The organism is Burkholderia lata (assembly GCF_902499335.1).
GTDB lineage: Bacteria > Pseudomonadota > Gammaproteobacteria > Burkholderiales > Burkholderiaceae > Burkholderia > Burkholderia lata_B.
On record NZ_CABVQK010000013.1, the window covers coordinates 45929 to 58696 of the forward strand.

Below are 12768 nucleotides of genomic sequence, written 5' to 3' on the forward strand. Positions count from 1 at the left end.
GCGCGTCGCCGCGATGGCCACGCCGGCCCACACCCGCCACCCGACCGGCGCGCCGTCATCGGCCGCCGACGAGGCGCGCGATGCGCGCTACGAGAACCCGTTCGCGCCGCCCGACGAAACCGATGCGCCCGAGGCACCACGCCCGCGCTCGCTGTTCGGCGAGATCCTCGACTGGATGCTCGCGCCGCTGCTGCTGCTGTGGCCGATGAGCATCGCCGTCACCTATCTGGTCGCGAAGACGATCGCGAACGGCCCGTTCGATCGCGCGCTCGAGACCAACGCATACGTGCTCGCTCGGCAGATCCACCCGGTGAACGGCGTGGCCGAGCTGACGCTGCCGGAGCAGACGCGCGACTTCCTGCGCGCGGACAACGTCGACAGCGTTTACTTCCAGGTGCTCGGCACACGCGGCGAACTGGTCGCGGGCGAAGCCGACATGCCGCTGCCGCGCGACGAGGACCGCCCGCCGCCGGGCGTCGTCATGTTTCGCGACGACCTGCTGCGCGGCAACGACGTGCGCGTCGCGTATACGACGGTCGCGCTGCCGCAATCGGGCAGCCCGCAGCCCGTGCTCGTGCAGGTCGGCGAAACGCTGGACAAGCGCAACGCGCTCGCGAACGACATCATCAAGGGCGTGATCCTGCCGCAGTTCGTGATCCTGCCGCTCGCGATCCTGCTGGTCTGGTTCGGGCTGTCGCGCGGGCTCGCGCCGCTCAACGCGCTGCAGGCGCATATCCGCGCGCGGCGGCCCGACGACCTGTCGCCCGTCGAGGCGCAGCGCGCGCCGCCCGAGATCGAGCCGCTCGTTACGTCGTTCAACGACCTGCTCGCGCGCCTCGAACAGAACATGGCGCTGCAAAAGCGCTTCATCGCCGACGCCGCGCACCAGATGAAAACGCCGCTCGCGGGCCTGCGCACGCAGGCCGAGTTCGCGCTGCGCCACCCCGTCCCGCCCGACGTGCAGCGCTCGCTCGAGCAGATCGCGACGAGCTCCGAGCAGGCCGCGCGGCTCGTCACGCAACTGCTCGCGCTGGCTCGTGCCGAGAACCGCGCGAGCGGGCTGACGTTCGAGCCGGTCGAGATCGCCACGCTCGCGCGGCGCGCGGTGCGCGACTGGGTGCAGGCCGCGCTCGCGAAACGGATGGATCTCGGCTACGAAGGGCCGCCGGACGATACGCCGCTCGACGTCGACGGCAATCCGGTGATGCTGCGCGAGATGCTCGGCAACCTGATCGACAACGCGATCCGCTACACGCCGGACGGCGGCCGCATCACGGTGCGCGTGCGTACCGAGCCCGCGGCGCGGCTCGTGCATCTCGAAGTCGAGGACACGGGGCCCGGCATCCCGGCCGCCGAGCGCGAGCGCGTCGTCGAGCGCTTCTACCGGATCCTCGGCCGCGAAGGCGACGGCAGCGGCCTCGGGCTCGCGATCGTGCGCGAGATCGCCACGCAGCACGGCGGCACGCTGACACTCGACGATCACGTCTACCAGCACGCACCGCGCCTCGCCGGCACGCTCGTGCGCGTCAGCCTGCCGTTGACCGAAACGGCCCCGGATTAACCCTGACGCGCGCCGCCGCGACACGCCGAGATTGCATCGAAACCGTCAATTTACCGGACGTTATATGCATTTAGCAGCACGATAGGCAAAAAAACAACCAATTCGGCGCGGGTTAACGTGCAGACCTTTTGCACGCTCGAGTCAGTCGGCCGTAAGTTTCCGTACCAATAATCCTCGACAGGCCCGTCCACCCAAGGCGGCCGCATATCTATATCAAGGGACTTGGAGACGACTCATGGCAACGTTAGGCGGGCAAATTTCGCACGCGCCGATGACGGGCGAAGAGAAGAAGGTGATCTTCGCGTCGTCGCTCGGCACCGTGTTCGAGTGGTACGACTTTTACCTGGCCGGCTCGCTCGCGGCCTACATCAGCAAGAGTTTCTTCTCCGGCGTCAACCCGACCGCCGCCTTCATCTTCACGCTGCTCGGTTTCGCCGCCGGCTTCGCGGTGCGGCCGTTCGGCGCGATCGTGTTCGGCCGCCTCGGCGACCTCGTCGGCCGCAAGCACACGTTCCTCGTGACGATCGTGATCATGGGCGTCTCGACGTTCGTGGTCGGCTTCCTGCCCGGCTACGCGTCGATCGGCATCGCCGCGCCGGTGATCTTCATCGCGATGCGGCTGCTGCAGGGTCTCGCGCTCGGCGGCGAGTACGGCGGCGCGGCGACCTACGTCGCCGAGCATGCGCCGGCCAACCGTCGCGGCTTCTACACCGCGTGGATCCAGACGACCGCCACGCTCGGCCTGTTCCTGTCGCTGCTCGTGATCCTCGGCGTACGCACGTTCATCGGCGAGGAAGCGTTCGGCAGCTGGGGCTGGCGCGTGCCGTTCGTCGCGTCGATCCTGCTGCTCGCCGTGTCGGTATGGATCCGGATGCAACTGAACGAATCGCCGGTGTTCCTGCGCATCAAGGCGGAAGGCAAGACGTCGAAGGCGCCGCTGACCGAAGCGTTCGGCCAGTGGAAGAACCTGAAGGTCGTGATCATCGCGCTCGTCGGCCTGACCGCCGGCCAGGCCGTCGTGTGGTACACGGGCCAGTTCTACGCGCTGTTCTTCCTCACGCAGACGCTGAAGGTGGACGGTGCCAGCGCGAACATCCTGATCGCGATCGCGCTCCTGATCGGCACGCCGTTCTTCCTGTTCTTCGGTTCGCTGTCGGACAAGATCGGCCGCAAGCCGATCATCCTCGCGGGCTGCCTGATCGCGGCACTGACCTACTTCCCGCTGTTCAAGGCGCTCACGCACTACGCGAACCCGCAGCTCGAGATCGCGACGCAGAAGGCGCCAATCACGGTCATCGCCGATCCGGCCGCCTGCTCGTTCCAGTTCAACCCGGTGGGCACGTCGAAGTTCACGAACTCGTGCGACGTCGCAAAGAGCGCGCTCGCGAAGGCCGGCCTGAACTACGAGAACGTCGCGGCACCAGCCGGCACGACGGCCCAGATCAAGGTGGGCGACACGGTGATCCCGGCCTATGAAGGCAAGGCGGCCGACGCGAAGGCGCAGGGCGCTGCGTTCGACAAGACGCTCGGGTCGACGCTGAAGGCGGCCGGCTACCCGGCGAAGGCCGACCCGGCGCAGCTCAACTGGCCGATGACGATCGTGATCCTGACGATCCTCGTGATCTACGTGACGATGGTCTACGGCCCGATCGCCGCGATGCTGGTCGAGATGTTCCCGACGCGGATCCGCTACACGTCGATGTCGCTGCCCTATCACATCGGCAACGGCTGGTTCGGCGGCTTCCTGCCGGCGACCGCGTTCGCGATCGTCGCGGCGAAGGGCAACATCTACTCGGGCCTCTGGTATCCGATCGTGATCGCGCTGGCCACGTTCGTGATCGGCCTGCTGTTCGTCAAGGAGACGAAGGACTCGAACATCTACGCGCAAGATTGAGGTCGACGGGCGGGTTCCGGTGAACGGCAACCCGCCCCGCGACGAGGCCGGCACGGGCCGCCGGCACCCTTTTTCACGGATGATGAAAAAAGGTGTTGACAGCCAGGCCGGCATTCTCCATAATTCATTTCTTCGGCGAATTAGCTCAGTCGGTTAGAGCGACGGAATCATAATCCGCAGGTCCGGGGTTCGAATCCCTGATTCGCCACCAAATGCGAGAGCCGCTGTTTCCAAAGGAACAGCGGCTTTTTCATTTGCTCCGCAAAATTCACCTGAAACGGGCGCCAGCAAGCGAACCTCCCCAGGTACGACGCGATTTTGAGAGTGCGGGTGCGACACGCCACGGTTACCTTCCGTGGAGAGTCGTCCGTGCCCCCACCCGACCACCCGCGCCGACTCGACCGATTGCGACTTTCACCGCAAAGCGCCACTCAAGCTGCGCCCGCTGCGTCGGAAGACCGTGGTGATCCACGACGTGGTCCACCAACTGCCTCTTCAGCGTGGCCGCAGCCACATTTCTACGGTGATGTCCGCAGGATGAACTTGCCCAGTTCAGGCTGCCCGACGCCATCTCGATCTACCCCACCGAGCATTGCTTGCGCTTCATCGCCAACCTCCCGCTCCTCTTGAGCAAATTGCGTCCGAAACGCCAGCACTCATTTGTGCGCAGGATTTCCGGCGCCGATCAGCTCACTTTCGCTCCGAATTTCTGGACGATTGCAGAAAGTCGCGAAGCGGCACGGAGCATTATTTCTTCAATATTACGCCAGCCATATATTCATTCAGATCGCGAAAATCCTTAACCGTCCATGCGAATGCTGGCAGCCTTACACCGTTCTCTCGCAACGTCCTAGGAATCAAATCCCCGTTTGGACGGAGTATTACGGATGAGACAATGACGCCCGGATATTCAAGCAGGCGTTTCTTGAACGCTGGCGTTGTAAGATCAGGCGTCGGAGGGGTGCTCTTATTAGCCAATGGCCCCGTGCCTTTAATATCCGATCCATGGCACATGGCGCATCTCTTCAGAAAAATCCGCTCCCCGTTGATACCGTCTGCGAAGGACACAGACGGCACCAGAAGCGACACCATCAACGCGGCGATGAAATCCCCCTTAACCTTCATACACTCCTTGCTCCCAGCGGGATCAGAACAGGGTTTCGCACCGCGAATATCGTCACGGCAACCCCAGATTTTCGACCTCGAATTCATACATGCGAGTTGCCAATCGGGACGAATGCGACAATCCATTCATGTCAGATTTTTATAAACCGACCTGCTTTTTTCGGGACAAATTTTTGACGGGAAAGGATTTTTTGTCAAACTGGAAAAACATCCCTGATTCGCCACAAAATAAAAAAACCACTGCTCTGAAAGGAACAGCGGCTTTCGCATTTGCATCGTCCGATGCGTCGGTTCCGCTTTCGAGAGCAGACCTTCGCGCCACCTCAACCAGGCAACTCGTCTACGCGAGCCTGAATCTCCGCATCGATATGCGGCCGTTCCGATCGGGCGCGAATCGCACGGCCGCTCTCACAGGCCCGCGCGGCACGTAAGACTACGCCGCCACCGAACTACGCTGCTGCCGCGCCGCCTGCGCCCCCACCCGCCCGCGCCAGTTCTCCCCACCTTCCAGCGACGGCGTCGACTCGAACACCTCCGCGACCCAGTCGGCGAACACGCGTACCTTCTGCGACAGATGCCGGTTGTGCGGATAGACGATCGAGATCGGCTTCGGCTTCGGATTGCAGTCCGGCAGCACCTCGACCAGCGAGCCGTCGAGCAGGTTCGGCAGCACCATGAACAGCGTCGGCTGGATCATTCCGAACCCTTCGAGCCCGCACGTCACATAGGCATCCGAATCGTTGACCGTGACGCTCCCGTTCATCCGCACCTCGAACGGTTTGCCGTCGATCATGAACACCCACGGAATCGCCCGCGCGCCGTGGCTCGAACGGAAATTCACCGCGTGGTGTTCGGCGAGATCGGCAATCTCGTGCGGCTCGCCGTGACGTGCGAGGTAATCGGGCGACGCGCAGGTCACGCGCTTCAGCATCCCGATCCGCCGCGCGACCATCGACGAATCCTCGAGCGGGCCCACCCGGATCATGCAGTCGATGCCCTCCTCGACCGGATCCACGTAGCGGTCGGAGAGGCCCAGTTCAAGCGTGATGTCCGGGTAGCGCTGCCGGAAAATCGACAGCGACGGCAGTACGATGCGCCGCCCGAGCGAACTCGGCATATGAACCCGCAGCACGCCGCTCGGCTTGCGGTTGCCGGTCTGGAAACTCGCGTCGGCCTCCGCGATCTCCGAGATGATCTTCATGCAATGCTCGTAGTACGCCGCACCTTCCGGCGTCAGCGACAGCCTGCGCGTCGTCCGGTGCATCAGGCGCACGCCGAGCAGCGCCTCGAGGTTCTGGATGATGGTCGTCACCGACGCACGCGGCATCGCGAGCGTGTCGGCCGCGCGCGTGAAGCTGTTCGCGTCGACCACGCGGGTAAAAACTTCCATTGCCTGGATTCGGTCCATGCTGCTCCCCCTTCGAATCGCCAACGAAACAGAATAGAGCGTGCGACGGGCGCGGCACAAGCCCCCACACATTGTTCTCCGATCCTGAATAGTTTTGGCGTTTCGGACTGGAAAACGATCGATTTCCGTTCAGTCTCACCCGGCGATCGTTCCGGCCCCGATCGCAGCCGCCCGCCGTGCGTTACCGCACGAATCGGTCGCGATATCCCTGCGGCGACACACCCAGCACGCGCACGAAACAGCGTCGCAGCGTCTCCTCCGAGCCGAAGCCGCAACGCGCGGCGATCCGCTTGACGGGCCATGCCGTTTCGCCGAGCAGGCGCTGCGCGGCCTCGACGCGAATCTGCTCGACCGCGCGCGCAGGCGTGCGGCCGGTTCCCGCGCGGTAGTGGCGCACGAAGCTGCGCTCGCTCATGCGCACGCGCTCGGCCAGCGCGGGCACCGACAGGTCGTCCGCCAGGTGCTCGGCCATCCACGCGTGCAGTTCGCCGAACCGGTCGTCGGTGCGCTGCATCGACAGCATCGTGCTGAACTGGGCCTGCCCGCCCGGGCGCTTCAGGAACACGACGAGTTCGCGCGCGACGTCGAGGGCGGTCGCGCGCCCGAGATCCTCCTCGACCAGCGCGAGCGCGAGATCGATGCCGGCCGTCACGCCGGCTGAGGTCCACAACGCGCCTTCGCGGATGAAGATCGGATCGGATTCGACGCGCACGTTCGGATAGCGCGCCGCGAATTCGTCGCAGCGCGCCCAGTGCGTGACCGCACGCCGCCCGTCGAGCAGGCCGGCCTCGGAGAGCAGGAATGCGCCGGTGCAGACCGATGCCACGCGCCGTGTGCGCGCCGCCTGCTGCTGCACCCAACGCACCAGCCGTGCATCCTTCGATGCCGCATGCACGCCCTTGCCGCCGGCGACGATCAGCGTATCGGGATGGCGCGCAGCCGAGCGCAGCGATTCCGCCATCACGACCAGGCCCGACGACGTCTCGACCGGCCCCGCCTCGGCCGCGATGACGCGCGGCGCATACGGCGCCGGCTGGCCGCGCTCCAGCGCAAGCTCGTTGACGGACGCAAACACCTGCAGCGGCCCCGACACGTCGAGCAATTGGGCACGAGGGAACGCGAGGACCAGGATCGAACGCGGGGCGGCTGGCATGGCGATTGGCTGAAAACGTGGGTGATATGGCAATTTCGCCAAACACTACGCGCCTAGAATCGATCTGTCCATCTCGTGCCGACAACGGCGCGCTCCCCTTCCAACCGGAGTCTTCGCATGTCCCTGCATATCGGCTTTCTCGTGTTTCCGGGCGTCCAGCAACTCGATCTCACCGGCCCGCACGACGTGCTCGCGTCGCTGCCCGACGCAACCGTCCATCTGGTCTGGAAGTCGCGCGACACCGTCGCGTCGAGCAGCGGGCTCGCGCTCGCGCCGACCTGCACGTTCGACGATTGCCCGCCGCTCGACGTGATCTGCATTCCGGGCGGGATCGGGATCAACGCGCTGCTGCTCGATGCCGAAGCGATCGCGTTCGTGCAGCAGCGCGCAGCCACCGCGCGCTACGTGACGTCGGTCTGCACGGGTGCGCTGCTGCTGGGCGTCGCCGGCCTGCTGCGCGGGCGGCGCGCGACGACGCACTGGGCGTTCCACACGCTGCTCGAACCGCTCGGCGCGGTGCCGGTGCGCGAGCGCGTGGTACGCGACGGCAACCTGATCACGGGCGGCGGCGTCACGGCCGGGATCGACTTCGCGTTGACGATCGCCGCGGAGCTGGCCGGCGATGAAGAAGCGCAGGCGATCCAGCTGCAGCTCGAATACGCGCCCGCACCGCCGTTCGACGCCGGTTCGCCCGACACCGCGCCGGCAGCGGTCGTGAAGCGCGTCACCGAACGGTCGGCGGCCGGCTTCGCGAAGCGCAAGGAGACGATCGAACAAGCGCTGCGCGCGATGTCGCGCTGAATATGGGCACCGGGAAATCGACTCGAAGACTGGAAGACGACGCGCATCCGCGCCGGAGAACACATCGATGAACATCATCCGCAGCGCCGCGTTCACCGCGGACCGCGCGTGGGGCGCGCTCGACATCGCGAACCTGAACGGCATCACGGTCCGCCTGCACTGGACCGACCAGCCGTATCGGTGGCACGTGAACGACGACGAGGAAGTGTTCGCAGTGCTCGACGGTCGCGTCGAGATGCGTTATCGCGAAGCAGGCGTCGAGCACGCGACGGTGCTCGAAACGGGTGACGTATTCCATGCGGCGGCCGGCACCGAGCACGTCGCGCATCCGCTCGGCGAAGCACGCATCCTCGTGATCGAAACCGCAGGCAGCGTCTGACGGCCGGCGGCCGTGCGCCGATGCCGCGCGGACCGCAGCCGCCTCCGCGCGGCGGGTTTCATCCGGTGATCGTCCCGGTGGCCTGCGACGCGATCAGCTTCGGTTGCGGCGTGCACACGCACCGGCACGAGTCGTGTTCGAGCGTGACGACCTTGCCGTTCACGGTCAGCATCCGCTCGCCGCGGCCACCTCCGTCAGAACTTGTGTCGCAGGCCGACGCGCGCCTGGAACTGCCGGTCGTTCGCCGATGCGCCGGGCCCGTTGATCGCGGCAACCGCCGGGCGTCCGGTCGAGTCGGTACCCGACGCGCGCTGGTAGACGGCGGTCAGGTACACGTCGGTGCGCTTCGACAGGAAGTAGTCGAGCCCCGCCGCGACCTGGTGGTACGTCGCGCCGTCACGCCCGTTCACGCCGCCGCCGCGCGTGTAGTCGTACGCGACGCCGCCGAACAGGTAGGGCGTGAACTGGTAGCGCACGCTGGCCTCGACGTTGTTGAACACCGCATTGCCGGACACGCCGCCGGGATTCGGCCCGGACGACAGGTCGCCGAGCTGGCGGAACGATGTGTTCGTGTACATCGCGCCGAGCGTGACCGCGCCGATCGCATAGGTGCCGCCCGCCGCCGCGACCTGCAGCGTGCGCGCCGATGCATAGCCTGAATACACGGGCGACAGCATGTTGTTACCCGGCACGCCGCCCGTGACCGGCACCGGGCTGCCGGTCGTGCCGAAGAACGACACGTTCGGGTTGCGCGCATTCAGGTAGCCGGCCGCGACCACGAGCGGCCCGCGCGCGTAGCCGGCCGTCATCGACCACACCTGGTTGCGCGTCGCCGCGCCCGCGATGCCGCCCACGCCGTACATCGCTGCGAAGCGGAACCCGCCGTAGTCGTTGCTCGTGAACTTGATCGCGTTGTTGGTCGAGTTCGCGTTGTTCACGTTGTCGAGGTCGCCGGGGTGCGCAACCATGTAGCCGCCGAACAGCGCGGCGGCCTCGAGCGGCCCGAGGAAGTCGACGTTGGTGTCGTACTGCCGCCCGAGCGTGACGGTGCCGAACGGCCCCGACAGCCCGACGAACGCCTTCTTGCCGAAGATCAGCCCGCCCTGCCCGAGCTTGCCCGTGCTCGGGTCGAAGCCGTTCTCCAGCGTGAAGATCGCCGCCAGCCCGCCGCCGAGATCCTCGACGCCGCGCAGCCCCCAGCGGCTCGCCTGCTGCACGCCGCCCAGCATCCGCCACGCGGGCTTGCCGCTCACCGTGCCGTTCGGGCCGGCCACCGCGAGGTTGCTCGTGTAGGTGAGCCCCTCGTCGATAATGCCGTACAGCGTCACGCTGCTCTGTGCGTGCGCCGCACCCGCGATCAGCGCGACACCCGCGCCTGCCAACAGCCGTTGTTTCATCGGAAGGTCTCCATTGCGCGGGTCGAATGGCAAAACGCAGGCGTGCGCGTCCCCCGCAGGCGCGCGGCCTGCTCCGGTGCGAACCGGAACGGTTGGATGTGGGGCGGAAAAGGCGGTCAGCGCATCGCGTCGGCGACGATGGCCGGCGGCGTCCAGCGGCGGCCCGCCGCGACTTCGTAGGCACGGCCGAACTGCAGCACGCCCCAGTCGTCGCGGTAGCGGCCGACGATCTGCATGCCGATCGGCAGGCCGGTTGCACCGAAGCCGCACGGCACCGACAGGATCGGCGCCTCGGTCGACGACAGGTACCAGCACACGCGCATCCAGTCGATGTACGACGTGCTGGCGGCACCCGGCACATGCGCGGGCGAGCGCAGGCCGACATCGAACGGCATCACTTGCGTGGTCGGCAGCACGTAGAACGAATAGCGCTGCATGAACGCGCGCATCCGCTCGAACAGGCGCGTCTTGCGCACGAACATGCGGCCGAGATCGGCGGCCGTCATCGAGCGATGCAGCCGGTATTCGTCGTGAATCTCGGGCTTCAGCACCGCGCGCTGCGCATCGTCCAGCCCGTCGACCAGCGTGCCGATCATCCATGCGCGCTCGATGCGGAACACGTCCTCGGCTTCCGACAGATCGGGATCGTCGAATTCGACTTCGCAGCCCAGCGCCGCGAACACGCGCGCCTGCGCATCGACCGCACGCTCGATCTCCTGATCGATCGGCACGCCGGGCAGGCCGCGCGACATCGCGATGCGCGTGCCGCGGAAGTCGCGTTCGAGCGGCTGCGCGAAGCGTGCCCCAGGTTCCGAGAGTTCGGTCGCGGTCTCGCCGCTCGGCCCGGCGATCGCGGACAGCAGCAGCGCGGTGTCGGCCACGTCGCGCGCCATCGGCCCGTCGACACCGAGCGTCGTCCAGCCGTTCAGGTCCGGCGCGCGCGGCACGCGGCCCGGCGACGGCCGCAATCCGACGACGTTGTTCCATGCGGCCGGATTGCGCAGCGAGCCGCCCATGTCGCTGCCGCACGCAAGCGGGTTCATCCCGCACGCGAGCGCGGCGGCCGCACCGCCGCTGCTGCCGCCCGCTGAGCGCGTCAGGTCCCACGGGTTGCGCGTCGTGCCGAACACGTCATTGAACGTATGCGACCCGGCGCCGAATTCCGGCGTGTTCGACTTGCCGATCATCAGCGCGCCGGCGCTCGCGCAACGGCGCACGACGAGCGCGTCGTGCTGCGGCACGTGATCGGCGAACAATCGCGAGCCGTACGTGGTGCGCACGCCGTGCGTCGCGGTGAGATCCTTCTGCGACACCGGCAGCCCGTGCAGCGGCCCCTGCCATTCACCGCGCATCCAGCGCGCATCGATGTCGCGCGCACGGGCACGCAGCAGGTCGGGATCGACGACGGTCACGAGCGCGTTCACGCGCGGGTTGACCGTCGCGATCCGCGCGAGATGCGCGTCGAGCAGGTCGCATGCGCCGATCTCCCGCTTCTTCAGCAGGTCGAGCATCGCGCAGGCGGACAAGTCGCACAGGTCGCCGGCCATGACGCCGACGGACTGGGACGAAAACGAAAGCGAAGCGGTGGCGGTCATACGGTTCCGGAAGAAAGCAGAAAGGAAGGACGCGGTATCGGGCGCAGCCGGTCACGCATCGCGATCGCTGCGATCCGACGCGAATGCGAGCGCGACGAGCGACAGCACGCCGCAGACGATCACGTACCACGCGGGCGCGGCCGGATTGCCGGTCGCGCCGATCATCCACGTGACGATGAACTGCGCGAAGCCGCCGAAGATCGACACGCCGCCCGCATACGCGATCGACAGCGCGGTCGCACGCGTGCTCTTCGGAAACAGCTCGGCGAGGATCACGCCGTTCGCGCCGGCGTTGATCGAGTGCAACGCGGCGAGCAGCATCACGACCGCGTACATCGTCGCGATCGACGGCACCGCGCGCATCAGCCAGAAGCCCGGCAGGATCAGCACGGTCAACGCGATACGTGACCACAGCGCGACACGCTTGCTGCCGGTGCGGTCCGACAGCCGCCCGCCGACCGGCGCGGCGACGAACATCACGGCACCGGACAGGATCCCGCACCACAGCGCGGTATCCATCGGCAAGTGCAGCACCTTGATCGCATACGTCGACATGTAATACAGCACGATGAAGTGCGCGGCCGTGCCGCCGATCACGAGGCCGAGCGCGGTCAGCACGGCGCCGCCGTCGCGCCGCAGCACGGTGCCGAGTACTGCCGATGAACGCCGCGCGGCCGCGGCCGGCGCGTGCTGTTCGATCCCATTGAAGCGCGCGCGCAGGTAGAGGCCGACCGGCGCGATCAGCACGCCGAGCAGGAACGGCACGCGCCAGCCCCACGATTCGAGCGAGGCCGCGTCGAGAAAATGCGACAGCAGGAAGCCGACGAACGAACCGGCGAGCGCCGCGGCGCCCTGGCTCGCGAACTGCCAGCTCGTGTAGTAGCCGCGCTCACCGGCCGGCGCGCGCTCGGCGAGCAGCGACGTCGATACGCCTACCTCGCCGCCGGCCGAAAAGCCCTGCAGCAGCCGCGCGGCGATCACCAGCACGGGGGCCAACATGCCGATCTGCGCATAGGTCGGCATCACGCCGATCATGCCGGTGCCGACCGCCATCGTGACGAGCGTGAGGTTCATCGCGGGCACGCGACCGAAGCGGTCGGCAACGAGCCCGATCACGACGCCGCCGACCGGCCGCGCGATGAAGCCGACCCCGAAGGTCGCGACCGACATCAGCAATTGCTGCTGCGCGGATACCGCCGGAAAGAACAGTTTGCCGAGCAGCACCGCGAAGAAACTGAACACGGTGAGATCGAAGAATTCGAGACCGTTGCCGATCGTGATCGCAACAATCAACTGACGATTGGACGGGGATGCGGCAACGTTGCCGACATGCCCGCCAAACATGCTGTCCGCTCGGGGCGCCTTCATGAAGGTGTGTCTCCGTACTGGTTGTGCGTGTCGTGTGCGCGGCCCGTTCGACCGCCTGCGCATGCAGTCTAGGCATTCAAAAACCGC

11 protein-coding genes and 1 tRNA gene are annotated in these 12768 nt (G+C 66.7%); 6 read left to right on the top strand and 6 right to left on the bottom strand.

The window, feature by feature from the left end:
* Positions 1-13: 13 nt before the first annotated feature.
* The 3 genes from BCO18175_RS28730 to BCO18175_RS28740 all read left to right on the top strand — a co-directional run bounded on the left by BCO18175_RS28730 (position 14) and on the right by BCO18175_RS28740 (position 3666).
* Positions 14-1561: a sensor histidine kinase gene (locus tag BCO18175_RS28730; RefSeq protein ID WP_174915347.1), complete on the top strand. Its 1548-nt coding sequence runs from the start codon at positions 14-16 to the stop codon at positions 1559-1561.
* Positions 1562-1796: 235 nt separating this feature from the next.
* The gene (locus BCO18175_RS28735; RefSeq protein ID WP_174986047.1) at positions 1797-3455 is read left to right on the top strand and encodes an MFS transporter; all 1659 of its coding nucleotides are present in this window, start codon (positions 1797-1799) and stop codon (positions 3453-3455) included.
* 134 nt (positions 3456-3589) lie between these two features.
* Positions 3590-3666: transfer RNA gene (locus BCO18175_RS28740), tRNA-Met, on the top strand.
* Between the two features lie 536 nt (positions 3667-4202).
* Here the strand turns inward: BCO18175_RS28740 and BCO18175_RS28745 are convergent.
* On the bottom strand, positions 4203-4580 hold the full coding sequence (locus BCO18175_RS28745) for a c-type cytochrome (RefSeq protein WP_174986049.1): 378 nt from the start codon (positions 4578-4580) through the stop codon (positions 4203-4205).
* 89 nt (positions 4581-4669) lie between these two features.
* Between BCO18175_RS28745 and BCO18175_RS28750 the strand changes: the two genes are divergently transcribed.
* The gene (locus BCO18175_RS28750; RefSeq protein WP_174986051.1) at positions 4670-5011 is read left to right on the top strand and encodes a hypothetical protein; all 342 of its coding nucleotides are present in this window, start codon (positions 4670-4672) and stop codon (positions 5009-5011) included.
* Between the two features lie 2 nt (positions 5012-5013).
* On the opposite strand, the gene BCO18175_RS28755 is transcribed toward BCO18175_RS28750, so the two are convergent.
* Both BCO18175_RS28755 and BCO18175_RS28760 read right to left on the bottom strand, forming a co-directional pair.
* Entirely contained in the window at positions 5014-5988 is a 975-nt protein-coding gene (locus tag BCO18175_RS28755) for a LysR family transcriptional regulator (RefSeq protein ID WP_174986053.1), read from the bottom strand.
* Positions 5989-6169: 181 nt separating this feature from the next.
* Entirely contained in the window at positions 6170-7141 is a 972-nt protein-coding gene (locus tag BCO18175_RS28760) for a GlxA family transcriptional regulator (RefSeq protein ID WP_174986055.1), read from the bottom strand.
* 117 nt (positions 7142-7258) lie between these two features.
* Between BCO18175_RS28760 and BCO18175_RS28765 the strand changes: the two genes are divergently transcribed.
* On the top strand, positions 7259-7942 hold the full coding sequence (locus tag BCO18175_RS28765; RefSeq protein WP_174986057.1) for a DJ-1/PfpI family protein: 684 nt from the start codon (positions 7259-7261) through the stop codon (positions 7940-7942).
* Positions 7943-8009: 67 nt separating this feature from the next.
* On the top strand, positions 8010-8321 hold the full coding sequence (locus tag BCO18175_RS28770; RefSeq protein ID WP_174986059.1) for a cupin domain-containing protein: 312 nt from the start codon (positions 8010-8012) through the stop codon (positions 8319-8321).
* Between the two features lie 194 nt (positions 8322-8515).
* Here BCO18175_RS28770 and BCO18175_RS28780 read toward each other — a convergent pair whose 3' ends face one another.
* The 3 genes from BCO18175_RS28780 to BCO18175_RS28790 form a co-directional block, all read right to left on the bottom strand.
* The gene (locus tag BCO18175_RS28780) at positions 8516-9718 is read right to left on the bottom strand and encodes a porin (RefSeq protein ID WP_174986061.1); all 1203 of its coding nucleotides are present in this window, start codon (positions 9716-9718) and stop codon (positions 8516-8518) included.
* Positions 9719-9834: 116 nt separating this feature from the next.
* Positions 9835-11313 carry an amidase gene (locus BCO18175_RS28785; protein ID WP_254608185.1) on the bottom strand — a complete coding sequence of 493 codons (1479 nt, stop codon included), beginning with the start codon at positions 11311-11313 and terminating at the stop codon, positions 9835-9837.
* Between the two features lie 51 nt (positions 11314-11364).
* The gene (locus tag BCO18175_RS28790) at positions 11365-12681 is read right to left on the bottom strand and encodes an MFS transporter (RefSeq protein ID WP_174986062.1); all 1317 of its coding nucleotides are present in this window, start codon (positions 12679-12681) and stop codon (positions 11365-11367) included.
* Positions 12682-12768 lie beyond the last annotated feature (87 nt).

Coding starts and splice junctions, on each gene's coding strand:
- BCO18175_RS28780 (WP_174986061.1), bottom strand. CDS start 9,718: ATGAAACAACGGCTGTTGGCAGGCGCGGGTGTCGCGCTGATCGCGGGT.
- BCO18175_RS28735 (WP_174986047.1), top strand. CDS start 1,797: ATGGCAACGTTAGGCGGGCAAATTTCGCACGCGCCGATGACGGGCGAA.
- BCO18175_RS28770 (WP_174986059.1), top strand. CDS start 8,010: ATGAACATCATCCGCAGCGCCGCGTTCACCGCGGACCGCGCGTGGGGC.
- BCO18175_RS28760 (WP_174986055.1), bottom strand. CDS start 7,141: ATGCCAGCCGCCCCGCGTTCGATCCTGGTCCTCGCGTTCCCTCGTGCC.
- BCO18175_RS28765 (WP_174986057.1), top strand. CDS start 7,259: ATGTCCCTGCATATCGGCTTTCTCGTGTTTCCGGGCGTCCAGCAACTC.
- BCO18175_RS28755 (WP_174986053.1), bottom strand. CDS start 5,988: ATGGACCGAATCCAGGCAATGGAAGTTTTTACCCGCGTGGTCGACGCG.
- BCO18175_RS28750 (WP_174986051.1), top strand. CDS start 4,670: ATGCGAGTTGCCAATCGGGACGAATGCGACAATCCATTCATGTCAGAT.
- BCO18175_RS28785 (WP_254608185.1), bottom strand. CDS start 11,313: ATGACCGCCACCGCTTCGCTTTCGTTTTCGTCCCAGTCCGTCGGCGTC.
- BCO18175_RS28790 (WP_174986062.1), bottom strand. CDS start 12,681: ATGAAGGCGCCCCGAGCGGACAGCATGTTTGGCGGGCATGTCGGCAAC.
- BCO18175_RS28745 (WP_174986049.1), bottom strand. CDS start 4,580: ATGAAGGTTAAGGGGGATTTCATCGCCGCGTTGATGGTGTCGCTTCTG.
- BCO18175_RS28730 (WP_174915347.1), top strand. CDS start 14: ATGGCCACGCCGGCCCACACCCGCCACCCGACCGGCGCGCCGTCATCG.